Annotated in this window: 21 protein-coding genes and 1 other RNA gene; 9 read left to right on the top strand and 13 right to left on the bottom strand. The window is 52.5% G+C overall.

Annotation, left to right across the window (positions count from 1 at the left end; translation table 11 throughout):
• Nucleotides 1-13 precede the first annotated feature (13 nt).
• The 5 genes from LVJ88_RS05580 to efp all read left to right on the top strand — a co-directional run bounded on the left by LVJ88_RS05580 (nucleotide 14) and on the right by efp (nucleotide 5,929).
• Complete coding sequence (locus tag LVJ88_RS05580) at nucleotides 14-1,627, top strand: glycosyltransferase family 2 protein (protein WP_085418266.1); 1,614 nt, start codon at nucleotides 14-16, stop codon at nucleotides 1,625-1,627.
• 134 nt (nucleotides 1,628-1,761) lie between these two features.
• Nucleotides 1,762-3,057, top strand: a complete 1,296-nt coding sequence (gene serS / locus LVJ88_RS05575) for a serine--tRNA ligase (protein WP_085418267.1) — start codon at nucleotides 1,762-1,764, stop codon at nucleotides 3,055-3,057.
• A gap of 152 nt (nucleotides 3,058-3,209) precedes the next feature.
• On the top strand, nucleotides 3,210-3,650 hold the full coding sequence (locus LVJ88_RS05570) for a DNA polymerase III subunit chi (protein WP_085418268.1): 441 nt from the start codon (nucleotides 3,210-3,212) through the stop codon (nucleotides 3,648-3,650).
• A 522-nt stretch (nucleotides 3,651-4,172) separates the two neighbouring features.
• The gene (earP, locus tag LVJ88_RS05565) at nucleotides 4,173-5,324 is read left to right on the top strand and encodes an elongation factor P maturation arginine rhamnosyltransferase EarP (RefSeq protein ID WP_085418269.1); all 1,152 of its coding nucleotides are present in this window, start codon (nucleotides 4,173-4,175) and stop codon (nucleotides 5,322-5,324) included.
• Between the two features lie 44 nt (nucleotides 5,325-5,368).
• Nucleotides 5,369-5,929, top strand: a complete 561-nt coding sequence (gene efp / locus LVJ88_RS05560) for an elongation factor P (protein ID WP_085362958.1) — start codon at nucleotides 5,369-5,371, stop codon at nucleotides 5,927-5,929.
• A 198-nt stretch (nucleotides 5,930-6,127) separates the two neighbouring features.
• On the opposite strand, the gene LVJ88_RS05555 is transcribed toward efp, so the two are convergent.
• From LVJ88_RS05555 to ffs, 7 genes are all read right to left on the bottom strand, one after another.
• A complete protein-coding gene (locus LVJ88_RS05555) occupies nucleotides 6,128-7,489 on the bottom strand; it encodes a PFL family protein (RefSeq protein ID WP_085418270.1) in 1,362 nt (453 codons plus the stop codon).
• Nucleotides 7,490-7,501: 12 nt separating this feature from the next.
• Nucleotides 7,502-7,774, bottom strand: coding sequence for an ACT domain-containing protein (locus tag LVJ88_RS05550; protein WP_085418271.1), 273 nt, complete (start codon nucleotides 7,772-7,774; stop codon nucleotides 7,502-7,504).
• Nucleotides 7,775-7,867: 93 nt separating this feature from the next.
• Nucleotides 7,868-8,245 (bottom strand): holo-ACP synthase, encoded by a 378-nt coding sequence (gene acpS, locus LVJ88_RS05545; protein ID WP_085418272.1) that lies wholly within the window; start codon nucleotides 8,243-8,245, stop codon nucleotides 7,868-7,870.
• A 47-nt stretch (nucleotides 8,246-8,292) separates the two neighbouring features.
• Nucleotides 8,293-9,024: a pyridoxine 5'-phosphate synthase gene (gene pdxJ, locus LVJ88_RS05540; RefSeq protein ID WP_085356496.1), complete on the bottom strand. Its 732-nt coding sequence runs from the start codon at nucleotides 9,022-9,024 to the stop codon at nucleotides 8,293-8,295.
• Nucleotides 9,025-9,076: 52 nt separating this feature from the next.
• Nucleotides 9,077-9,823 carry a DNA repair protein RecO gene (recO, locus tag LVJ88_RS05535; protein ID WP_085418273.1) on the bottom strand — a complete coding sequence of 249 codons (747 nt, stop codon included), beginning with the start codon at nucleotides 9,821-9,823 and terminating at the stop codon, nucleotides 9,077-9,079.
• A gap of 136 nt (nucleotides 9,824-9,959) precedes the next feature.
• On the bottom strand, nucleotides 9,960-10,775 hold the full coding sequence (gene hpnC, locus LVJ88_RS05530; RefSeq protein WP_054600389.1) for a squalene synthase HpnC: 816 nt from the start codon (nucleotides 10,773-10,775) through the stop codon (nucleotides 9,960-9,962).
• A 140-nt stretch (nucleotides 10,776-10,915) separates the two neighbouring features.
• Nucleotides 10,916-11,012, bottom strand: an RNA gene (ffs, locus tag LVJ88_RS05525) — signal recognition particle sRNA small type.
• A 303-nt stretch (nucleotides 11,013-11,315) separates the two neighbouring features.
• Between ffs and LVJ88_RS05520 the strand changes: the two genes are divergently transcribed.
• Nucleotides 11,316-15,146 (top strand): DUF3683 domain-containing protein, encoded by a 3,831-nt coding sequence (locus LVJ88_RS05520; RefSeq protein ID WP_085418274.1) that lies wholly within the window; start codon nucleotides 11,316-11,318, stop codon nucleotides 15,144-15,146.
• A 98-nt stretch (nucleotides 15,147-15,244) separates the two neighbouring features.
• On the top strand, nucleotides 15,245-17,152 hold the full coding sequence (locus tag LVJ88_RS05515) for an ATP-binding cassette domain-containing protein (protein WP_085418275.1): 1,908 nt from the start codon (nucleotides 15,245-15,247) through the stop codon (nucleotides 17,150-17,152).
• Between the two features lie 244 nt (nucleotides 17,153-17,396).
• Here LVJ88_RS05515 and LVJ88_RS05510 read toward each other — a convergent pair whose 3' ends face one another.
• The 4 genes from LVJ88_RS05510 to LVJ88_RS05495 form a co-directional block, all read right to left on the bottom strand.
• Nucleotides 17,397-17,573: a protein MIGRI gene (locus tag LVJ88_RS05510; RefSeq protein ID WP_198941572.1), complete on the bottom strand. Its 177-nt coding sequence runs from the start codon at nucleotides 17,571-17,573 to the stop codon at nucleotides 17,397-17,399.
• Between the two features lie 76 nt (nucleotides 17,574-17,649).
• The gene (locus LVJ88_RS05505) at nucleotides 17,650-18,186 is read right to left on the bottom strand and encodes an NADPH-dependent FMN reductase (RefSeq protein WP_085418276.1); all 537 of its coding nucleotides are present in this window, start codon (nucleotides 18,184-18,186) and stop codon (nucleotides 17,650-17,652) included.
• A gap of 154 nt (nucleotides 18,187-18,340) precedes the next feature.
• Nucleotides 18,341-18,880: a DUF924 family protein gene (locus LVJ88_RS05500; protein ID WP_198941573.1), complete on the bottom strand. Its 540-nt coding sequence runs from the start codon at nucleotides 18,878-18,880 to the stop codon at nucleotides 18,341-18,343.
• A gap of 158 nt (nucleotides 18,881-19,038) precedes the next feature.
• The gene (locus LVJ88_RS05495) at nucleotides 19,039-19,740 is read right to left on the bottom strand and encodes a hypothetical protein (protein WP_085418277.1); all 702 of its coding nucleotides are present in this window, start codon (nucleotides 19,738-19,740) and stop codon (nucleotides 19,039-19,041) included.
• 114 nt (nucleotides 19,741-19,854) lie between these two features.
• Between LVJ88_RS05495 and LVJ88_RS05490 the strand changes: the two genes are divergently transcribed.
• Complete coding sequence (locus LVJ88_RS05490) at nucleotides 19,855-20,049, top strand: hypothetical protein (protein WP_085418278.1); 195 nt, start codon at nucleotides 19,855-19,857, stop codon at nucleotides 20,047-20,049.
• 49 nt (nucleotides 20,050-20,098) lie between these two features.
• Here LVJ88_RS05490 and trpS read toward each other — a convergent pair whose 3' ends face one another.
• Both trpS and LVJ88_RS05480 read right to left on the bottom strand, forming a co-directional pair.
• A complete protein-coding gene (gene trpS / locus LVJ88_RS05485; protein WP_085418279.1) occupies nucleotides 20,099-21,118 on the bottom strand; it encodes a tryptophan--tRNA ligase in 1,020 nt (339 codons plus the stop codon).
• A gap of 70 nt (nucleotides 21,119-21,188) precedes the next feature.
• The gene (locus LVJ88_RS05480) at nucleotides 21,189-21,608 is read right to left on the bottom strand and encodes a hypothetical protein (protein WP_143773653.1); all 420 of its coding nucleotides are present in this window, start codon (nucleotides 21,606-21,608) and stop codon (nucleotides 21,189-21,191) included.
• 252 nt (nucleotides 21,609-21,860) lie between these two features.
• Here LVJ88_RS05480 and clpB point away from each other — a divergent pair, with 252 nt between their 5' ends.
• On the top strand, nucleotides 21,861-24,434 hold the full coding sequence (gene clpB, locus LVJ88_RS05475; RefSeq protein WP_085418280.1) for an ATP-dependent chaperone ClpB: 2,574 nt from the start codon (nucleotides 21,861-21,863) through the stop codon (nucleotides 24,432-24,434).
• Nucleotides 24,435-24,542: the final 108 nt, after the last annotated feature.

The following is a 24,542-nucleotide window of genomic DNA, read 5'->3' as shown; positions in this document are numbered from 1 at the left end:
GCCCTAACCATTTATGCAAACACACAAAATTCCCGCCAGTGCCGTGATGCTGGTTAAAAATTCCGAACGCTATCTGCAAGAAGTGCTCACTGCTTTGACCGACTTCGACGAAGTGCTGCTGCTCGACAACGGCTCTACCGACCGCACGCTTGAAATTGCCGCCCGCTTCGGCAACGTGCGCGTGTGCAAGCACGAGTTTACCGGCTTCGGCCCGATGAAAAACCTTGCCGCGTCGTTGGCCAAGCATAACTGGATTTTCAGCATCGACAGCGACGAAGTGCCCGATGCCGAATTGGTGGAAAACATCCGCCGGGCGGTTGAACACAACGACCCGCAAACCGTCTATACCCTTTTGCGGCTCAACCACTACAACGGCCGCCTGATTAAAGGCTGCACATGGTATCCCGATATTTTGCCGCGACTTTACCAACGCACCCACACCGGTTTTTCCGACAGAAAAGTACACGAAGGCATCGTGCTTCCGCCTCAAACCGTCGTGCGCAAGCTCAACGGCCATCTGAAACATTATTCTTATGAAAATGTTGAAGGGCTGATTCACAAAATGCAGCATTACAGCACCCTTTATGCCGAAGAAAACCGTTATAAAAAAGATGCCACCCCTTTTAAAGGCTTGCTCCACGGCGCAGTAGCCTTTATTAAAAACTATCTGCTCAAACGCGGCTTTATGTATGGTGCCGACGGTTTGATTATTTCTTCGGTTAACGCACAAGGCTCTTACTATAAATACGTTAAGCTCTACGAACACAACCGCAACATGAGCGTGTCGCTGATCATCACCACCTACAACCGCCCCGATGCGCTGGCTTTGGTGTTGAAATCGGCATTGGCGCAAACCCGCCTGCCGCAGGAAATCATCATCGCCGACGACGGTTCCGACAGGCGTACCACCGAAGTGGTGGGTAAGTTTACCCAAGCCAGCCCCGTGCCGGTCAAACACACTTGGCAGAAAGACGACGGCTTCCGCGCCGCCGAATCACGCAACCGCGCCATCGCCGCCGCCACCTCGGATTACCTGATTATTATCGACGGCGACATGGTGCTCGATCCGTCGTTTATCGCCGACCACATCGCCGCGGCCAAAAAAGGCCGTCTGATTCAAGGCTCGCGCGTGATTCTCAGCAAAGAGCGTACCGAAGCCATATTAAACCAACCCGGCCTGCCTTTGCCGGAGCTGTCTTTTAGCTCAAACGGTGTGAAAAAACGCCTGTCCGCCCTGCGTCTCACCAAGCTCGCCAAGCTGCTCGGCAAACGCGGCAACCGCAAACACAAAGGCATCAAAAGCTGCAATATGGGCTTTTTCCGCGACGATGCGTTAGCGGTAAACGGCTTCAACAACGAATTTGTCGGCTGGGGTCGCGAAGACAGCGAATTTGCCGCCCGCTGCTACCATAGCGGCATGAAACGGCACAATCTGAAATTCGCCGGTATTGCCTACCATCTGTGGCACCACGAAGCCGAACGCGCCGCCCTGCCGCGCAACGATGCCCTGCTGCAAGCCACGTTGAATGAAAAGAAAACCCGCTGCGAACGGGGCGTGAACGAGTTTTTAGAAAAACCGCCCGCACCCGATCCGCAACTTGAACTCGATATAGAAGAAAACGCATAAGCATTCATGCAGATTCGATAAACACACAGCCCAAAGGTCTCAGGCCGTCTGAAAATGTTTTTCAGACGGCCTTTCCGCCCTGAATTGGTTTACAATAACGGCCATTCCGATTTTTACTTTGTTTGAGAGAAACCATGTTAGATATCCAACAACTCCGCAACCACACCGCCGCCATCGCCGCCCGTTTGGCCGAACGCGGTTACGAATTTGACACCGCCCGTTTCGAAGCATTGGAAAACCAACGCAAACAGCTGCAAGTCCGCACCGAAGAATTACAGGCCGCCCGCAACAGCGAATCGAAAAAAATCGGCATGCTCAAAGGCCAAGGCAAACACGAAGAAGCCGAACAAGTGATGGCGCAGGTTGCCGATATCAAAAACGAACTCGAACAAAACGCCGCCAAACTCGAAGCCATCCAAACCGAATTCGAAGCATGGTTGGCCGGCATTCCCAACCTGCCGCACGAAAGCGTGCCGGTAGGAAAAGACGAAACCGAAAATGTGGAAGTGCGTAAAATCGGCACGCCGCGTGCATTTGAGTTCGAAGTAAAAGACCACGTCGATTTGGGCGCGCCGCTGGGTTTGGATTTTGAAACCGGCGCACAGCTTTCCGGCTCGCGCTTTACCGTGATGAAAGGCCAAATCGCCCGCCTGCACCGCGCTTTGGCACAATTCATGCTCGATACCCACACCACGCAACACGGTTACACCGAGTGCTACACGCCCTATATCGTCAACGACAGCACCCTGTTCGGCACCGGCCAATTGCCGAAATTCGGCGAAGACCTGTTCCACGTTACCCGCGGCGGCGACGAAACCAAAACCACGCAATACCTGATTCCCACCGCCGAAGTTACCCTCACCAATACCGTAGCCGACAGCATCATGCCGTCTGAAAGCCTGCCGCTTAAACTGACCGCACATTCGCCCTGCTTCCGCTCCGAAGCCGGCTCATACGGCAAAGACGTGCGCGGCCTGATCCGCCAGCACCAGTTCGACAAAGTGGAAATGGTGCAAATCGTCCACCCCGAAAAATCTTACGATGCGCTCGAAGAAATGGTAGGGCACGCCGAAAAAATCCTGCAACTGCTGGAACTGCCCTACCGCGTGATTACCCTGTGCACCGGCGATATGGGCTTCGGCGCAACCAAAACCTACGATTTGGAAGTATGGGTGCCCGCACAAAACACCTACCGCGAAATTTCGAGCTGCTCCAACTGCGAGGACTTCCAAGCCCGCCGCATGAAAGCCCGCTTTAAAGACGAAAACGGCAAAAACCGTTTGGTACACACCTTAAACGGCTCGGGTTTGGCGGTCGGCCGCACGCTGGTGGCCGTGCTGGAAAACCACCAAAACGCCGACGGCAGCATCAACATCCCCGCCGCACTGCAACCTTATATGGGCGGCGTAACCAAGCTGGAAGCCAAATAACGGCAGAGGCCGTCTGAACACTTTCAGACGGCCTCATCTTATTGTTTCCGCCGCAACTCGACCTTACCGCATTTCCCATCTATATTAAACATACCCATACGACACTTCAGGCCGTCTGAAAAACACAGCGCAACCGAACACGAAAGACCAACATGCCTAAAGCAACATTCTATACCCATGTCGGCAACCCCTACGCCTTCACCTGCCGTTTGGCCGCCCGTGCCATGCAAAGCGGCTCCCGCGTGTTGGTGTGGGCGGATTCGCCCGAAGCCGTTGCGCGCTTGGATATCGACTTATGGCAATTCGAGCCGACCAGTTTCTTGGCTCACGAAGTTTGGGAGACCGGCCAAGACTGCCCCCGAGACGTGCCGCTGGTGCTGGCCTGCGGCAACACTCTGCCCGAAACGGAAAGCGGTTTGGTGGTGCTGAATCTTGCGCCCGACTTTTGGTGCGACGCGCCGGTGCCGCCTGCGCGGGTGTTGGAAATCGTCGGCAGTAGTTTGGAAGAGTTGGCCGAAGCCCGCGAACGCTTCCGCGCCTATCGAAACAGCGGTTTTGAAATCGAACACCACAACATGCAGGGCAAAGCGTAAACTCGCCGTATAGCAAATAAACTGTGTTTCTGTTAAAGCGTTGCTGTGCCTTAGCCCGAAGAGAACGATTATAAAGGCCGTCTGAAAACCGTTTTTTACATGCTCTTTATTACCGAAAATTATTTTCCAAGCCGCATTACCGAAAATTATTTTCCAAGCCGCCGCCCATACTCAAAAATATCAAAAAATTTCCACCGCTTTTTATCATGACAAAACGCTAAATCCAAGTGCCGTCAATGCTTTGCCGCTTACTCACAAAAGATGTGGATAACTTTGTGGACAATATGTGAAATACCCGTCTTTTTCCCGAAAAATCAGGCTTTCCATAGTGTTGCACAAAAAATAAGCCTTTTATAAAAATCAATATATATCATCAAGTTACAATAGTTTTCAAGTTGTCAAGCATCCTACACGGGCACACACCGCCCAACTGAAAAACAGTGTGGATAAAAACATAAAAATGCTTGACAAAAGCTTTTCAAGCTATAATCTCCAGCCAGTCAAAGCCTTATCTTCAAAGCCATGCCGTCTGAAAAAAAATCCCCTCAAATTTGCTGGTTGTTTTGCAGCGTTATCGATAACTTCGGCGATATCGGCGTGTCGTGGCGGCTGGCACAAATGCTCACCCGCGAACTGGGCTGGCAGGTGCATTTATGGGTGGACGATGCCGCCGCCCTGCTTGCCCTCTGCCCCGATTTGCCCGCTACGCCCTGCACCCATCAACACATCACCGTGCGAACATGGCAGGCAGAGCGTGCCGACGGCTTGGATAACACCCCGCCTCCGCATATCGTTATCGAAACCTTCGCCTGCGATTTACCGCCCGATGTTTTGGCAGTTATCCGCCGACACCGCCCCTTATGGCTGAATTGGGAATACCTCAGCGCCGAAGACAGCAACGAAAAACTCCACGCCCTACCCTCGCCCCAAGCCGACGGTCTGCAAAAATATTTCTGGTTTATGGGCTTCAGCGAACGAAGCGGCGGACTATTGCGCGAACAAGACTACGAAACACGCTGCCTTTTCAACGAACATACGTTCCGCAAAACCTTGCAACTCCCCGCGAAAACCGCCCCAGAATGGCTGCTGTTCGGCTATCACAGCCCCGTTTGGGCAGAATGGCTGACCATGTGGCAGCAAGCCGGGCAGCCGATTACCCTGCTGTTGGCCGGCAACCAAATCATCGAAAGCCTGAAAACCGCCGGAGCCATACCGCAAAATGCCTTAACCGAAAGCGGCAGCGTTTTTCAGACGGCCTCGGTTCAGCTGGTTAAGATACCGTTTATTCCCCAAAGCGATTTCGACCGCCTGCTGCACCTTTCAGACGGCCTTATCATCCGCGGCGAAGACAGCTTCGTGCGCGCCCAATTCGCCGCCAAACCCTTTTTCTGGCATATTTATCCGCAGGAAGAATCCGTGCATATCGACAAACTGCACGCCTTCTGGCACAAAGCCTATGCCGATTATCCCCAAAACATTCAAACCGCTCACCAAGCCCTATCGGACGAACTGAACGGCGCAACCGCACTCACAGCCGAACAACGCCTCGCCGCATGGCAAACCCTGCAACAATTCGCCCATCTGTGGCAACAAAGTGCGGCGGATTGGAAAAACAGGCTTTTCCGGCAATCTTCAGCCATCGAAAAACTAGCCAAATTTATCGAACACCGCTAAAATAACGCGTTTATTTTTACCGAATCAAAGATTGGAAACACAACATGAAAACCGCACAAGAACTGCGCGCAGGTAACGTATTTATGGTCGGCAACGACCCGATGGTGGTACAAAAAACCGAATACATCAAAGGCGGCCGCAGCTCTGCCAAAGTCAGCATGAAACTGAAAAACCTGCTGACCGGCGCAGCCACCGAAACTATCTACAAAGCCGACGACAAATTCGACGTTGTTATTTTGGCCCGCAAAAACTGCACATACAGCTACTTTGCCGACCCCATGTATGTATTCATGGACGAAGAGTTCAACCAATACGAAATCGAAGCCGAAAACATCGGCGACGCATTGAAATTCATCGTTGACGGCATGGAAGACGTATGCGAAGTAACTTTCTACGAAGGCAACCCGATTTCCGTAGAACTGCCCACCATCATCGTGCGCGAAGTGGAATACACCGAGCCGGCCGTTAAAGGCGACACCTCAGGCAAAGTGATGAAAACCGCGCGTTTGGTCGGCGGCACCGAAATCCAAGTAATGGCCTACGTTGAAAACGGCGACAAAGTCGAAATCGACACCCGCACCGGCGAATTCCGCAAACGCGCTTAAGAAAATTACCGAATCTTTTTTCTTATGCGTTAAAGCCGAAATCTTTATAAAAGCGAATTCCTCTCGTACTATCAAGGATGAGAGGAATTTTTTTTATGGTTTGCTTTTAGCAACTTACTCTTGCGATATTGGGAGAGGCCGTCTGAAAAAAACCGTCTGAAAATATTTTCAGACGGTCTTTTAACCCATACGAACCAATCAATTCTTCATCGACTGCACCGGAGCGGGAATACGTCCGCCGCGGTTAACGAACACTTCGCACGAGCCTTCTTTCACGGGCATGATCGGTGCGTATCCGAGCAGGCCGCCGAATTCTACGCTGTCACCCACATCTTTACCCGGCACGGGGATAATGCGCACGGCGGTGGTTTTGCTGTTGATCATGCCGATGGCGGCTTCGTCGGCAATGATGCCGGAAATGGTGGCAGCAGAAGTCGTGCCCGGCACAGCGACCATATCCAAGCCTACGGAGCAGACGGCGGTCATGGCTTCGAGTTTGTCTAAAGTCAGCACGCCCGATTCGGCAGCGGCAATCATGCCTTCGTCTTCGGAAACGGGGATGAACGCGCCGCTCAAACCGCCGACCGCGCTGGAGGCCATCATACCGCCTTTTTTCACGGCATCATTCAGCAAGGCCAAGGCGGCGGTGGTGCCGTGGGTGCCGCATACGCTCAAGCCCATTTCTTCGAGGATGCGGGCTACCGAATCGCCGACGGCAGGCGTGGGAGCCAGCGACAAATCGAGAATGCCGAACGGAATGCCGAGCATTTTGCTGGCTTCGTGTCCGATCAATTCACCGACGCGGGTGATTTTGAAAGCGGTTTTTTTCACTACTTCGGCCACTTCGGTAAGCGTATGCGTGTAAGTGTTTTCCAAAGCGGCTTTAACCACGCCGGGGCCGGATACGCCGACGTTGATAACCGCATCGGCTTCGCCTGCGCCGTGAAACGCACCGGCCATAAAGGGGTTGTCTTCGACGGCGTTGCAGAAAACAACGATTTTGGCGCAACCGAAGCCTTCGGGCGTGATTTCGGCGGTTTCTTTAATGATTTCGCCCGCCAGTTTTACCGCGTCCATGTTGATGCCGGCGCGCGTGCTGCCGATATTGACGGAACTGCACACGATATCGGTGGTTTTCATGGCTTCGGGAATGGAGCGGATCAGCACTTCGTCCGACGGCGACATGCCTTTTTGCACCAATGCGGAAAAGCCGCCGATAAATGACACGCCGATGTCTTTGGCTGCTTTATCCAGTGTTTGGGCAATGCTCACATACGAATCGGCGTGGGTAGCCGCGGCGATTTGGGCGATGGGCGTAACGGAAATGCGCTGGTTCACAATCGGCACGCCGTATTTGGCAGAAAGATATTGCGCGGTTTTCACCAAATCTTTGCCGATGCGGGTGATTTTGTTGTAGATGTTTTGGTTGAGAATGTTGATGTCGGCACTGATGCAGTCGTGCAGGTCGATACCGATGGTGATGGTGCGCACGTCGAAATTCTGGTCGGCCACCATACGCACGGTTTCTAATATTTCGCTGGATTGAATGCTGGTTGTCATGATTTCAATCCTTTAAATGCGGTGCATGGCGTTGAAGATTTCTTCGTTTTGCATACGGATGTCGAGCGCGAGTTTTTTACTCTCTTCTGCAAACAGATCCAGCATTTCCTGACGCGTTTTCGGGCATTTTGCCGTGTCCACCAAAATAATCATGGTAAAAAAATCGTCCATCAGTTGCTGGCTGATGTTGAGAATATTGATTTGGTTTTCGGCAAGCCGTTTAGACACGTCGTACACAATGCCGACACGGTCTTTGCCGATCACGGTAATCACTGAATTGCTCATGTTGCGTTTCCTTGTTTCGAGTTGAATTTGCAATCGGGTTTCAGACGGCCTGCATGCAATGGAGGCCGTCTGAACATAAAATAGATAAAGGCGTTATTTCTCCGCTACCGCAAAAGCCATCACTTTGTCGTCTTCATCGCTCATGCTTAGATGCACGCGGCGTATGCCTTGATCTTTCAGCCATTTTTCCAATTCGGGTTCGCAGATAAATTCAGGCTTGCCGAGTGCATCATGGCCGATACCGATGTTGCGCAGGCTCACGGGCGAGCGGATGCCGGTGCCGACGGCTTTGGCAAAGGCTTCTTTGGCGGCAAAGCGTTTGGCCAGAAAATTTACCGGACGCGCCGCCTGCGGATATTCAAGCATCTCTACACGGCTGAGCAGGCGTTCGGCAAAGGATTGTCCGTATTTTTTATACAGTTTTTCGATGCGGCTCAGGGCAACGATGTCGGTACCGATTCCGTAAATCATGGCGTTTCCTTTGAATGGTTATTTCAGACGGCCTGAATCAGTCTTGATTAATAAGGCAGCGAGCGTGCTCTGAACATCACTTCCTTCATCTGGCGGATGGCTTCGGGCAGGCCGATAAAAATCGCTTGCGCCATCAGCGAATGGCCGATGTTCAGTTCGTGAATGGCTAGAATTTTGGCAATCGGGCTGACGTTGTGGATAGTCAGGCCGTGGCCTGCGTTCACTACCAAACCCAAATCGCTGCCGAAATTCGCGCCTTCTTCAATCCGCAGCAATTGCGCCTGACGTTGTTGAGGCGTTTCGGCATCGGCATACGCACCGGTGTGCAGTTCGATTACCGGCGCGCCGACATCGCGTGCCGCCTGAATCTGGGCTTCATCGGCATCAATAAACAGCGAAACACGGATGCCGGCATCGGTAAGCGTTTTGGTAAACTCGGCGATTTTCTTTTGCTGCGCCAACACGTCCAATCCGCCTTCGGTGGTGACTTCTTCGCGGCGTTCCGGCACGATACACACGTCTTCGGGCATCACCTGCAAAGCGTTTTCCAGCATTTCTTCGGTTAAGGCCATTTCCAGATTCATGCGTGTGCGGATGGCCTGTTTGATGGCAAACACGTCGGCATCTTTGATATGGCGGCGGTCTTCGCGCAAATGCAGGGTAATCAGGTCGGCACCGTGGGTTTCGGCAATCAGCGCGGCTTCGAGCGGGCTGGGGTAAATGGTGCCGCGTGCATTGCGCAGGGTGGCAACGTGGTCGATGTTTACGCCTAACAACATGGGAAATCCTTTCGTGTTTTGTCTGTTCAGACGGCCTGTTTGCCGTATCAAATCAGGCCGTCTGAAACTGCTGCATCTGCTGCAATACCTGCCGCGATTTGATGCCTTCGGGCAGGCGGAAGTCAATCAGCATGCGGGTAAGTTTGAGCGCCTGCTGCAAACTCTCGCCGCTTTCAAAGCTGCCGCTGCGCAATTGGATTAAGCTGCTGCCGTCCACCGCCACGCCCTGCACTTCGCCGGGCGGCAAACCGCCTGCTTCTTCAAACGGCAGCGGCGCGTGTTCGGGGCGCAGCCAGTAGCGGCGATCCGAAGTAACCGCCCCGCCGTGTTCGTCTTGCTGCAAATCAGGGGCGAAACCGAGTTCGGTCAACAACGTCCATTCAAAGCGGCGCAAAGCGGCAACATGGTTGGCTTCGTTGGCAATCGTCTGCATCACGGTATGCAGCGCATCGTAAAGGGCGGGATGCGGATCTTCGCGGGCGGTGAGTTTATACACCAGTTCGTTCACATACAAACCGCTAAACAGCGCCCTCCCCTGCGGCTGCCGCCAACCGCCCAGCCATTCGGCACGGTGCAGGGTTTTCAATTCCTGCGAACCATACCACGAGGCACTCATCGGCACAAACGGCACCAGCACGCCGCGCAATTCGCTCTGGCGCGTGCGTGCGCTGCGTGCCAGCACAGCCACCCGCCCGTAACTGCGGCTGAACAATTCCACCCACAAACTGCTCTCGCGCCACGGCTTGGCGGTGAGCAGAAAAGCAGGTTCGTGATTGATGCGGTGGGTTTGGACAGACATAAAAAATGATGCGGGAAAATATCGCGGGATTATACTCCGTATCTTTCGCGAAAGTGAAAAGTCTCAGGCCGTCTGAAAACAAACTACACGAGCTTTCAGACGGCCTCAATTCAATCAATAAACATCCAACACGGCATCACTTTTTCAACACCGCCCGTTTCACGATCTTCCACCAGTCGGCCGCTTCCAATTTAGGGCGGTGGTTGAACACATCGTAGCGGTTTGCGTCGAGCTTGTTCAAAATCTGTTGGCCGCCGAGAATGATCATACGCAACTCAAAACCGATGCGCCCTTTCAAAGTTTTTGCCAACGGAGAACCGGCTTTCAGCATTTGATGGGCGCGGGTGCATTGGTGCGCCATCAGCCGCTGGAAAGCGAAATCGGCCTTACCCTCTGCGATTTGTGCTTCGCTGACGCCGAATTTTTCCAAATCCTGCTGCGGAATATACACCCGCCCTTTCTGCCAATCGACCGCCACATCCTGCCAAAAATTGATCAGCTGCAAAGCCGTACAGATGCCGTCACTTTGGGCGATGCTGCGTTCATCTGTCACACCGTAAAGATGCAGCAGAATCCGGCCGACGGGATTGGCAGACCGGCGGGCATAATCTACCAGTTCGCCGAAATGCTGGTAACGCTTTTTCACTACGTCTTGGCTGAAAGCGGAAAGCAGATCGTAAAACGGCTGCAAAGGCACGCCGAACGGCTGGAGCACTTCCCGCTGCAAACGGCGCATCAAATCGGTTTCGGGTGTTTCGCCGCGTGAAATTCTGTCTAATTCCTGCCGCAGTCCGTCCAGCTGCTGCAAGCGCACATCATCCGGCACATCGCCTTCATCGGCCATATCGTCTGCCGTGCGGGCGAAAGCGTAAACGGCATGAACCGGTTTTCGCAAACGACGGGGCAATACCAAAGACCCGACGGGGAAGTTTTCATAATGGTTAACCGACATGGCAGATATTCCCAATAAAAACAAAATCATTCAGACGGCCTCTACTCAATCTGTAAAAGTAACAGGCCGAGCCTTGCTCTTAAGGCCGTCTGAAAAGTAAAACACCGACGGCTCAGACAAGCCGTCGGTGTTTGGTAAAGGGTGGCGAGCCCAACCCCCGGCACTGGCGCATCAGAGTGGGCTGCTGGCTTCCGCCCCTGACCCGTTGTTCCGAATTACCATGCGGGGAGACCCGCCGTAAGCCGTGCATTATAGCCGCTTTGTGTGAAAATACCAATAGCCTGTTGCCTGAGGCGCACAAAAATACCGGAATTGTCGACAAAAATGCCGTCTTTATGAACGCGCTGCATAATGTTCAGCCATATTTTTCCATTGAAAAACAATCGGAATTACATTAAATTACGATTTTGTTACATGAACATTTTTTTCAGACGGCCTGATTCGGGCCGTCTGAATCCTTAAATAAAAAATAAACTGTTACGGATAAAAAACTTACGCTTGCCGCACAGTTTAAAAAAGAATGATACGGAACCGCCCGCCATGACCACAGCCACACAGCAACGCATACGCGAAATCCCCTACAACTACACATCTTATTCCGACCGCGAAATCGTCGTCCGCCTGCTGGGTTCGGAAGCGTGGAACGTATTACAGGACTTGCGCGGCCAACGCAGAACCGGCCGTTCGGCACGGATGCTGTTTGAAGTATTGGGCGATATTTGGGTCGTTACCCGCAACCCCTATCTGGTGGACGACCTGCTCGACCACCCCAACCGCCTTGCCGCACTGGTACGGGAGATGCGCCACCGTTTGAACGAAATCCAAAAACGCCGCGACAACAACGAACAGGTATCCGAACTGTTGCAGGCGGCAGAAGCGGCGGTTCAGCGTTTCGACGAAAGCTTTGAAAGCACCCGCAGAAAGCGTGAACAGATTCTGGCGCGCTTGTCCAAAATCACCAAAAAACACAACATCATGTTCGACGGCCTCGCCCGTGTGGTACACGTTACCGATGCGACCGACTGGCGCGTGGAATATCCGTTTGTGGTCATCAACCCCGACACCGAAGACGAAATCGCGCCTTTGGTAAAAGCCTTAATCGAACTGGATTTGACCATTATTCCGCGCGGCGGCGGCACGGGCTACACCGGCGGCGCGGTGCCACTCGATGCCATGAGCGCGGTCATCAACACCGAAAAACTCGACAAACACAACGGCGTGGAATATGTGGAACTACCCGGCTTGGAAGGCAAACACCCGATTATCCATTGCGGGGCGGGCGTGGTAACGCGGCGGGTGGAAGAAACCGCCACGGCCAACAAGCTGGTGTTTGCAGTTGACCCGACTTCCGCCGATGCTTCCTGCGTAGGCGGCAACGTGGCCATGAACGCGGGCGGCAAAAAAGCCGTGCTATGGGGCACGGCGTTGGACAATCTTGCCTACTGGAAAATGGTCAACCCGCAAGGCGAATGGCTGAAAATCGAGCGTGTGCGCCACAACTTCGGCAAAATCCACGACGAAGAAACCGCCGTTTTCGACGTGCATACTTTGGATTCAGACGGCCGCCGTGTCGTTAAAACCGAACGGCTGGAAATCCCCGGCCGCCAATTCCGCAAAGTCGGCCTCGGCAAAGACGTTACCGACAAATTCCTCAGCGGTCTGCCCGGTGTGCAAAAAGAAGGCACCGACGGCATCATCACCAGCGTGGCCTTTGTGCTGCACACCATGCCGAAACACATCCGCACCATTTGTTTGGAGTTTTTCGGCACCGTTGCCAACGCCACGCCGTCTATCGTAGAAATCCGCGATTATCTGCTCGGCCACGAACAGGTACAGCTGGCCGGTTTGGAACATCTCGACTGGCGTTATGTACGCGCGGTCGGCTATGCCACCAAAGCAGCAGGCAAAGGCCGCCCGAAAATGGTGCTGATTGCCGATATTGTGAGCGACGACGAAGCCGCCGTTATCGAAGCGGCCGAGCATATCGTCAAACTGGCGCAAGCCCGCGACGGCGAAGGCTTTATCGCCGTTACGCCCGAAGCGCGCAAAACCTTCTGGCTCGACCGCAGCCGCACCGCCGCCATCGCCAAGCACACCAACGCCTTTAAAATCAATGAAGACGTGGTGATTCCGCTCGAACGCTTGGGCGAGTATTCAGACGGCATCGAGCGTATCAATATCGAGTTGTCGATTAAAAACAAACTGGCCTTGTGCGAAGCCTTAATCCAATATCTGCAAGGCAGCCTGCCCGTCGATAAAATGGGCACCGACCTGCCCAGCAGCGAATTGCTGGGCGAACGCGCCAAACACGCATTGGCACACGTTCAATCGGTTAAAGAGCGCTGGGAATGGCTGCTCGCCAATCTTGACGCACCGTTGGCCGAATACAAACAACGTTACGGCGACGCGGTTCATGCCGCGCCCGAAGCCAAAGACGAAGAAAGCAGTTTTATCGCTTTCCGCGATTTCCGCCTGCGCGTGTCGATTAAAGCCGACGTAATGAAACCCCTGTCTGAAATCTTCAGCGGCAAGGCCGACACCAAAATCATGGAAGGTTTGGCCAAGATTCACAGCCGCGTGGTGCGCGGGCGCGTGTTCGTTGCCCTGCACATGCACGCGGGCGACGGCAACGTCCACACCAATATCCCTGTCAATTCAGATGATTACGAGATGCTGCAAACTGCCCACAAAGCGGTGGAACGCATCATGAACATCGCCCGCAGCTTAAACGGTGTGATTTCCGGCGAACACGGCATCGGCATCACCAAACTCGAATTCCTCACCGACGAAGAAATGCAGCCCTTTTGGGACTACAAAGCCAAAGTCGATCCTCAAGGCCGCTTCAACCGCCACAAACTGATGAAAGGCTCGGATTTACGCAACGCCTACACGCCTTCGTTCGAGCTGCTCGGCGTGGAATCACTGATTATGGAGCAGTCCGACCTCGGCACCATCGCCGAATCGGTAAAAGACTGCCTGCGCTGCGGCAAATGCAAACCCGTGTGCAGCACCCATGTGCCGCGTGCCAACCTGCTGTACAGCCCGCGCAACAAAATTCTCGGTGTCGGCTTGCTAACCGAAGCGTTTTTATACGAAGAACAAACCCGCCGCGGCGTATCGCTGCGCCATTTCGACGAACTGAACGATGTCGGCGACCACTGCACCGTATGCCACCGCTGCGTGAAGCCCTGCCCCGTCAACATCGACTTCGGCGACGTAACCGTGGCCATCCGCAACTATCTGCGCAAAGCCGGCAAACGCAAGTTCAACCCCGCCGTTGCCGCCGGCATGGCTTTTCTCAACGCCAAAGACCCGCGCACCATCCAAGTGTTGCGCAAAGGCGTAGTGGAAGCCGGTTTCAAATTTCAGAATATGGCATACAACTGGGGCAAGAAAGCCCACATCGGTGCAGGCCGTCTGAAAAAAGCCCCAAAAGCCACCACGGGCGGTTCGCCGATTAAAGAGCAGGTGGTGCATTTCATCAACCGCCCGCTGCCGCGCCATGTGCCGATAAAAACCGCCCGCGCTTGGTTGAACATTGAAGACAACAAAACCGTGCCGATTATCCGCAACCCGCAACTGCCGGAAGACAGCGAAGCCGTGTTCTATTTCCCCGGCTGCGGTTCCGAGCGCCTGTTCAGCCAAGTCGGACTAGCCACGCAAGCGATGCTTTGGCATGCCGGCGTACAAACCGTGCTGCCGCCGGGCTATCTCTGCTGCGGCTATCCGCAAGACGCAGGCGGCAACCACGACAAAGCCGAACAGATGACCACCGAAAACCGCGTGCTCTTCCACCGTTTGGCCAACACCTTAAACTACCTCGACATCAAAACCGTGGTCGTGAGCTGCGGCACCTGCTACGACCAGCTGGAAAAATACCGCTTCGAAGACATTTTCCCCGGCTGCCGCATCATTGATATTCATGAGTTTTTATTGGAAAAAGGCATCAAGCTCGACGGCGTGAGCGGCCAGCAATACCTGTATCACGACCCCTGCCACAGCCCGATCAAAACCATGAACGCCACCAAAATGACCAGCGAACTGATGGGCAAAGAAGTGGTGTTGAGCGACCGCTGCTGCGGCGAATCAGGTATGTTTGCCGTCAAACGGCCCGACATCGCCACGCAAGTGAAATTCCGCAAACAGGAAGAAATCGAGAAAAACCTCAAGCAGTTGCCGCAGGGCGAGCCGGTAAAAATGCTCACCTCCTGCCCCGCCTGCCTGCAAGGTTTGAGCCGCTACACCGACGACAACGCCATGCCCGCCGACTACATCGTGGTGGAAATGGCGAAACACATTCTCGGCGACAACTGGCAAAACGAGTTTGTCGAAAAAGCCAATAACGGCGGTATTGAAAAAGTGTTGCTGTAAACCTTCCCGCCGATGAGACGAGGCCGTCTGAAAACCATTTCAGACGGCCTCGTTTGCCAAAATCAGTTAAAATAACCCATTTTTGCACACCCGATATTATGAACATCCTGCAAGCAGAAAACCTATCCTTTGCCGTCGGCCACGTTGCCCTTTTAGACAAAGCCTCTTTCCAACTCGATAGCGGCGAAAAAATCGGCTTGATTGGCCGCAACGGTGCGGGCAAATCCTCTTTTCTGAAAATTCTCGCCGGTGTGCAAAAAGCAGATGACGGCCAACTCATCGTGCAAAACGGCCTGAAAACCGTTTATGTGCCGCAAGAATCTTTTTTCGACCCGCAAGCCACCGTATTCGATGTAGTGGCTGACGGGCTGGGCAGCCTGCGCGACATCTTGCGCCGCTACCATCATGTCAGCCAGCAACTCGAAAACGGCGAAAACGCAGCCTTGCTGAAAGAGCTGAACGAACTGCAAACCAAATTGGAAGTGCAAAACGGCTGGCAGTTCGATGCCGCCATCAAACAAACCATCAGCGAAATCGGCTTGCCCGAAAACGAAACCATCGCCAACCTTTCCGGCGGCCAGAAAAAACGGCTGGCCTTAGCCCAAGCATGGGTGCAGAAACCCGATGTGCTGCTGCTCGACGAGCCGACCAACCATCTCGATATAGACGCGATTCTGTGGCTGGAAAACCTTTTACAGCAATTTTCCGGCAGCATCGTCGTCATCACCCACGACCGCCGCTTTCTCGACAATATCGCCAACCGCATCGTCGAACTCGATCGCGGCATACTGCGCTCCTATCCCGGCAGCTTTTCCAAATACAGCGAGAAAAAAGCCGAAGAATTGGCCGTAGAAGCCGAGCACAACCGCCTGTTCGACAAATTCCACGCCCAAGAAGAAGCGTGGATACGCAAAGGCATCGAAGCCCGCCGCACCCGCAACGAAGGCCGCGTCAAACGCTTGGAAGAGCTGCGCAAACAGCGCGCCGCCCGCCGCGAACGCCAAGGGCAAGTATCGTTCAAACTCGATGCCGGCGAAAAAAGCGGCAAAATCATCGCCGAACTCGAGCACGCCTCGTTCCAATACGGCGACAAAATCATCATGGACAAATTCTCTACCGTAATCCAGCGCGGCGACAAAATCGGCCTCATCGGCCCCAACGGCATCGGCAAAACCACCTTCCTAAAGCTGATTTTGGGCGAACTCCAACCCACTTACGGCAGAATCCGTTTGGGCAGCAAACAGGAAGTCGCGTATTTCGACCAGTTCCGCAGCGCGCTGAACGAAAACGACACCGTGTTTTACACCCTCGGCCAAGGCAACGATTATGTGGAAGTAGGCGGCAAGAAAAAACACGTGATGAGCTATTTGGAAGACTTCCTTTTCCACCCTGCCCGCGCCCAAAGCCCCGTGTCGTCGCTGTCCGGCGGCGAACGCAACCGCCTGCTGCTGGCCAAACTGTTTACCCGTCCGGCCAATATTCTCGTGCTCGACGAACCGACCAACGACTTGGATATCGAAACTCAGGAATTGCTCGAAGAATTACTGCGCGATTATCAAGGCACGGTATTCTTGGTCAGCCACGACCGGATGTTTTTGGATAACGTCATCACGCAAAGCATCGTGTTTGAAGGTGAAGGCCGTCTGAAAGAATACATCGGCGGCTATGAAGACTATCTCGATGCCAAAAAACGCGAACAATCGATTCAGACGGCCTCAGAGCAAAAGCCCGCAGAACCCGCCGCCGAAAAGAGCAAACCCAAAGCCAACCGCACCGTCAAACTCTCCTACAAAGAGCAGCGCGAGCTTGAAGCCCTTCCCGAAGAAATCGCCGCTTTAGAAGCCGAGCAAGCCCAAATCAACGGCAGCCTTTCCGACCCCGACGTGTTCAAAGATTACGAAAAAGCCGGCGCCCTGCAAACGCGTGCGGAAGAAATTGAAATGCTGCTGCTGGAAAAATTGGAACGCTGGGAAATTTTGGAAAACAAACAAAACGGAGTGGTATAACCCGAAAAGACCTTTGCAAAACCTTCAAATGTGAACGAATGCAGGCATATCCTATATGGTCAATCCACTTATTTTTAATGCAAACAGCAAGCCGCAGATAAGCGGTTTTGCGATAACCAACCGGCCGTCTGAACATTTCAGACGGCCGGTTGGTTTATCGCCAATAAACTTCATTGCTACGGCGTCGCACGGCTTGCCGTTTTGCATCAAAAATAAGTTTATTTGCTGTATGGTGTCTCAAACTTCAACCTGCCGCCAACACATACCAGCCCAAAGCCAACGCAGATGCTGCCAGCAGCACCCACGCTCCGGTTTGCACTGTCTCGTGTACTGCCCGTTTATGTTTGCGGTTAAGTAAGCGGTTAACCACCAAGCCAAGCAAGGCGACTAAAAAAACAATGCGTAAAATGCGGCCTATCATGGTTCAGCTGTTCCGCCCACAAAGTAAAGCAACCCGTAAAACACCGATGTCCGCCGTTAAGGCGGTATTTTCGGTTTTATTTTGCCGCCCAAGCATAAAACGCAGCGGCGAATTTGTTTAAGAAGTTTGCCGTGCGTTCGTCTGCCACTTTGCCGTTATCCAAAGCAGCGGATGCGCGGCTGAGAAATACTTCGGGCGCAATCAACACATCCGCGCCCATCGCCTGCAAACTTTGGCGGATGTGCAAGGCCGCATTGATGCCGCCGTAACTGCCGGGCGAAGCGGTGGCAACAGCCACTTTTTTGCCTGCCCATACGCTTTGACCGCTGGGGCGCGAAGCGATGTCGATCAGGTTTTTCAGAGCCGCCGGCATGGTGCGGTTATGTTCGGGGCTGGCCATCAGCACGGCATCGGCGGCTTTCAGCTGGGCACGCACGCGCTCGTAAGCCGGTACGTTCTCGCCGTCGAGGTCTTGGGTATAAAGCGGCAGGTCACCGATGTTTACTTCTTCGATTTCCACACCTTCGGGCGCTTGGGCGGTAATGTGTTCTGCAACTGCGCGGTTGATGGATTTGCGGCTCAAACTGCCGATAACGAGAGCGATTTTAGTCATGAATACTCCTGATAAATTGCTGGTTGACGGTTTATCCTGCCCGCACATTTCATCATGCGGAACAGCCGGAAACCTTTACAAAGCCCTCTCTGCGCAACGTTTCTGCTCGGTGCGCTGCAAACGGGGGGATGGCAAAGGTCTCAATTAATTGTAGTTAAAACGACGAACCCGGCTCTTGCAGAAAAGCGATTTCTTCCGCAGTGCTTTCGCGCCCCAAAACAGCATTGCGGTGCGGATAACGGCCGAAGCGGTCGATAATAACCTTATGTTTGATTTCAAAATCAAGCGCATAAGGCGTAGTGTAGCGTTCAAACCATACCACCGCCTGCTCATGAATCACACGGCTTTCACTGTGCATCAGCGGCATCAACATAAAATGGCGCTCGGAAGCCTCCATCCCGGCAAAGCCCGGCTGCCGCACTGCTTCCTGCGCCAGCGCCACCGCCATATTATCCTGCGCGAACGCCATAGGGCTGTCGCGGAACAGGTTGCGTGAAAATTGGTCGAGCACAATGATTTCCGCCAAACGGCCATGCAGCGTGTCGCGCCAGCCGTAAAGCTCCGAATAAGCCGCCTGCCGCCACACATCGGCAAAGCGGCTGCGGATTTCCGCATCAAACTCATCGCTTTTGCTGAACCAAAACGGCCGGTTTTGTTCATCGAACCAAAAATCAAGTACGGTTTTGGGAGTCATCATTCGTTCCTTTTTGAAAACCGATAAAGCTCGGGTAAGGGTTTTCCGATATTGCATCGGCTGAAAAAATGCGAAAAACATCAAGATGTAAGGCAAGATTAAGATTTGCTAAATGCTTTTTCAGACGGCCTTTTGTTCATTTCAATCTGAAGCACTGGCTACAATAACCGCAAGCGTTTATTGTTCGGATTGAACACCGTCAAACACCACACGCCCCACCAATCTAATCCGTCGTCAAAATAATTGCTGAATGGATGGGTTTCGAGTGTTCTGCCGTACACCTGATGCTGTATCCAATCGGTAACAACAGGTTCATCGGTCTTGATTAATCCCGTCAAAAAACAGAAATCTCGCCATAAAGCTATTGCTTCTTCCCCTGTCAAACCACGCAATCCGTAAGGAGGATTACAAAAATTGTAAGACAAAGTTTCAAACCATTGATTTTCATCTGCAGCAGAAAATTTCATTTTTTCTAACGGGTGCAAAAAATTGTTACCTAGCGTAACAGGGTGGGCTTCTTCCAGATTCAGAGTAAGCGTCAAACGCTCTTGCTCCCTTTCTGCTTCCCGAATCAGTCTCTCCCTGATCTGCCTGACACTGCGCGGATCATGGTTAATTTCATGTTCTGCTTTTTTCTTCTCATAATACAAATGGCTCTGCTCACGCAGCATATCACGCTCAGGCCGGATAAAATGTTCAAACACCGCCTTAATCGCAGCGCGATAAGCAGTAATATCCGGCACTCTATCCTGCTGCCACAGCCATACAGCAAAATGGAATACATTCACTGCATTTTGCATCCTTTGTCTCAATTCAGCCTGCACTATCGATTGATATAGATTTTTCAAATCAAAATTCATAACATTGATTAAGTTTCATCATTGTAAGGCCGTCTGAATTTCAGACGGCCTTTTTTGGTTTAGAATAAAACCGTGCCGGTATTCGGCACGTTATCAAATTAAAAGGAGTTTATTATGAAACCGACCGAACAAGACAGCACATTCGATTTAACACCCGCGGAAGAAATGGAAGCCGAAGAGCGCGAGCTGGTCATCGAAGATTCGGTAGACGATTTGGTCACCTATGCCGACCATCCTTTAAGCGACCGCGAAATCGAAAACAAACGGCTGCACTTGGAAGATATCAAGCCGGAACCTGAAGACGAGTAAACTGCCTCAAGCCCGGCTTTCCCACTTTCCAACCTCATACGAAACTTAATTATTTCAAAGCCCGGATACCCACGGCATCGCGCACTTGATCAAGCAGCACGCGCGCCTGTTTCCGGGCTTTTTGTGCGCCTGCCTGCAAAATATCTTCGATTTGCGCGGGGTTGGCGGTTAAGGCGTTGTAGCGTTCGCGTGGTTCGGCCAATTCGGCATTGATTTTTGCGGCAAGCATTTTTTTGGCTTCACCCCATGCCAAGCCTTCGGCCAGCATTTGCGTGAATTCGGCGGTTTCGGCAGGTGTGGCAAAGGCTTTGTAAATCTCAAACAACGGGCTTTCGTCGGGCTGTTTCGGTTCGCCCGGCTCTTTTAAGTTGGTAATGATTTTATTCACCGATTTTTGGGTTTTCTTATCGTTTTCCCACAGCGGAATGGTGTTGCCGTAGCTTTTACTCATCTTGCGGCCGTCCAAGCCTACCAGCAACTCGACGTTTTCGTCGATTTTCACTTCGGGCAGCGTGAACACTTCTTTAAAGCGGTGGTTGAAACGGCCTGCAATATCGCGCGCCATTTCAACGTGCTGGATTTGGTCGCGACCCACCGGCACTTCTTTCGCGTTAAACATCAAAATGTCGGCGGTCATCAGAATCGGGTAGCTGTACAAGCCCATCTCGATTTGGTGGTCTTGGTCTTCCTGCCCTTTATCCAGATTTTCTTGCACTGCCGCTTTGTAGGCATGGGCGCGGTTCATCAGGCCTTTGGCGGTGATGCAGGTCAGAATCCAGTTCAATTCCATGATTTCGGGAATGTCGCTCTGGCGGTAAAACGTGGTTTTTTCGGGGTCTAAACCGCAAGCCAGCCAAGTGGCGGCAACGGCTTGGGTGGATTCGTGAATCATCTCGGGATCATGGCATTTGATGATGCCGTGGTAATCGGCGAGAAACAGGAAAGATTCGGTATCCGGCGCATGTGAGGCCGCAATCGCAGGGCGGATGGCACCGACGTAGTTGCCCAAGTGCGGAATGCCGGTGGTGGTTACGCCGGTTAAAACGCGTTTTTTATTAAATATTTCCATTATTTTCAAACTCTCTTCAAGAACATTCAGGGCACCCTACCTTTACCTGAACAATAAAAAATATGCGCAATTATACTCGGCTTTTCTTTGGCAATATTAAGAAAGAACAGATGAAATAGAAAATTGTGGAAATTACAAAAACAATCACATTAGCATAAAAAAATCCCCACCATCCAAATTTTCCGCAATCAACCGATCCAACACAGAAACTAAAAGCTATATAAAGCATAAATGCAAAAGTATGAAACAACCCGCCAATTATCGAATATCTGCATTTGTTTTTTCTGTCATATCGCCTCCATACCGCCCAAATTCCTGCTCCTAATGCCGGTATTATATATATACCTAAAAGGAATGATATTAATGAAAAAAGGCGACTCCTGATATCAAATACTGCATTATTAAAAAAATAAATACCATTTAAAATGGATAAAATAAGCGGTATAAATAAAACTACGCGAAAAAATGGGTAACTTTCAAACTCAGACACAATCATCTCCATGTTTAACTACTATATTTTATATTTTTCAAAACTGCGCATTCTAAAAAAACATATAGCATAAAAAGCTATCAGCTCCAAGCATACCAAACTTATCCACAATTTAAATAAAAATTTCTATATAAAAATCAATAAATAAAATATTTTTCATCATTTTTAAACCGTTTATACATTGACTTACCCACAGGCGAACCCATATAGCTTTCATCTGAACAATACACAAACTTTAAAGAAAGAAAACAGATGAGATTCGACAAACTAACCGCAAAATTCCAACAAGCGCTGGCCGATGCCCAAAGCATGGCTTTGGCTGCCGACAACAGCTATCTCGAAGCTGGCCATGTATTGAAAGCCCTGCTCGACGATAACGAAGGCGGCACCGCCGCCCTGCTTTCACACGCCGGCGTAAATGTGCCGCAAGTAAAACAACAACTTACCCAAACCTTAAACAGCCTGCCCAAAGTATCCGGCACCGGCGGCGAAATTCTGCCCAGCCGCGAATTGCAGGCCGTCTTAAACCTGATGGACAAAGCCGCCGTGAAGCGCGGTGATGCCTATATTGCCAGCGAACTGTTTCCGCTGGCACTGGTACAGCAAAACGACAGCACCGGCAAAATTCTGAAAAACGCCGGTGCCACCGAACAAAACATCAACGCCGCCATTGACGCGGTACGAGGAGGAGCCTCTGTGGATAACCCCAACGCCGAAGACCAACGCGAAGCCCTGAAAAAATACACCACCGATTTAACCCAGCGTGCCCGCGAAGGCAAACTCGACCCCGTGATCGGCCGCGACGACGAAATCCGCCGCGCCATCCAAGTATTGCAACGCCGCACCAAAAACAACCCGGTGTTAATCGGCGAGCCCGGCGTGGGTAAAACCGCCATTGTGGAAGGCTTGGCTCAACGCATCGTCGATGGCGAAGTGCCCGATTCCCTGCGCAACAAACGCCTGCTGGTGCTTGATTTGGCCGCATTGATTGCCGGTGCCAAATACCGCGGCGAGTTTGAAGAACGCTTAAAGGCCGTCTTAAACGATTTGGCTAAAGACGACGGCAACACGCTGATTTTCATTGATGAAATCCATACTTTGGTTGGCGCGGGCAAAACCGACGGCGCGATGGACGCGGGTAATATGCTCAAACCCGCCCTTGCCCGCGGCGAACTGCACTGTATCGGTGCCACCACTTTGGACGAATACCGCCAATACATCGAAAAAGATGCCGCGCTGGAACGCCGCTTCCAAAAAGTATTGGTGGGCGAACCAAGCGTGGAAGACACCATCGCCATTCTGCGCGGCTTGCAGGAGCGTTACGAAATCCACCACGGCATCGACATCACCGACCCGGCCATTGTCGCTGCTGCGGAATTGAGCAACCGCTACATTACCGACCGCTTTCTGCCCGATAAGGCCATTGATTTGATCGACGAAGCCGCCAGCCGCATCAAAATGGAATTGGATTCCAAACCTGAGCAGATGGACAAACTCGACCGCCGCATCATCCAACTTAAAATGGAAAAAATGCACGTTGAGAAAGAAAGCGACGATGCCAGCAAAAAACGCTTGGAGCTGATCGACGAAGAAATCGCCGGCCTGCAAAAAGAATACGCCGATTTGGACGAAATCTGGAAAGCCGAAAAAGCCGCTTCCGCCGGCACCGCCGACGTGAAAAAACAAATCGACGACATCAAAGTCAAAATCGAGCAGGCCAAACGCCAAGGCGATTTTGCCCGCGCCTCGGAACTCGAATACGGCGAACTGCCCAAACTTGCGCGCCAACTGGAATCGCTGGAAAGCAATCCCGAAGAAAAACAGGCCAACAAACTTTTCCGCACCAAAGTGGGCGCGGACGAAGTGGCCGAAATCGTATCGCGCATGACCGGCATTCCCGTGAGCAAAATGATGGAAGGCGAACGCGAAAAACTGCTGAAAATGGAAGACGTGCTGCACAACCGCGTAGTGGGACAAGACGAAGCCGTGCGCGCCGTATCCGATGCCATCCGCCGCTCACGCTCCGGCTTGGCCGACCCCAACAAACCCTACGGCAGCTTCCTTTTCTTAGGCCCGACCGGTGTCGGCAAAACCGAGCTGTGCAAAGCATTGGCGAGCTTCCTGTTTGACAGCGAAGACCATTTAATCCGCATCGATATGTCGGAATACATGGAAAAACACGCCGTTGCCCGCTTAATCGGCGCGCCTCCCGGCTACGTCGGCTACGAAGAAGGCGGCTACCTAACCGAACAAGTCCGCCGCAAACCTTACAGCGTGATCCTGCTCGACGAAGTGGAAAAAGCCCACCCCGACGTGTTCAACATCCTGCTGCAAGTGCTGGACGACGGCCGCTTGACCGACGGCCAAGGCCGCACGGTAGACTTTAAAAACACCGTGATCGTGATGACTTCCAACATCGGCAGCCACCACATCCAGCAAATGGGCACATCGGATTACGAGGCCGTGAAAGAAGTGGTCATGGAAGACGTGAAAGAACACTTCCGCCCCGAAATGATTAACCGTATCGACGAAGTGGTCGTGTTCCACGGCTTGGATCAGGCCAATATCCGCAGCATCTCCAAAATCCAGCTCAAAGGCTTGGAAAAACGCCTTGCCGCGCAAAACCTGCATCTCAAAGTCGACGATGCCGCGCTGGACATCATCGCCAAAGCAGGCTTCGACCCCGTATACGGCGCACGCCCGCTCAAACGCGCCATCCAAGCGGAAATCGAAAACCCGCTGGCTCTGGCTCTGCTCGAAGGCAAATATCAGCCTGAAAGCGTGATTCATGTGAAAGCGGACGGAGATAAGCTGGCGTTTGATTGATTAAGCTAAACCGTAGCAACCGCTATGACTGAGGCCGTCTGAAAATTTTTCAGACGGCCTCAATCATAAATATCTGCAACCCAAAGTGACCCCTCTTCCCATATACCA

This window comes from Neisseria dumasiana (assembly GCF_022870885.1).
Taxonomy (GTDB): Bacteria; Pseudomonadota; Gammaproteobacteria; order Burkholderiales; family Neisseriaceae; genus Neisseria; species Neisseria dumasiana.
Note: the sequence above shows the minus strand (reverse complement) of the source record. Positions and strands in the feature narration are given on the sequence as shown.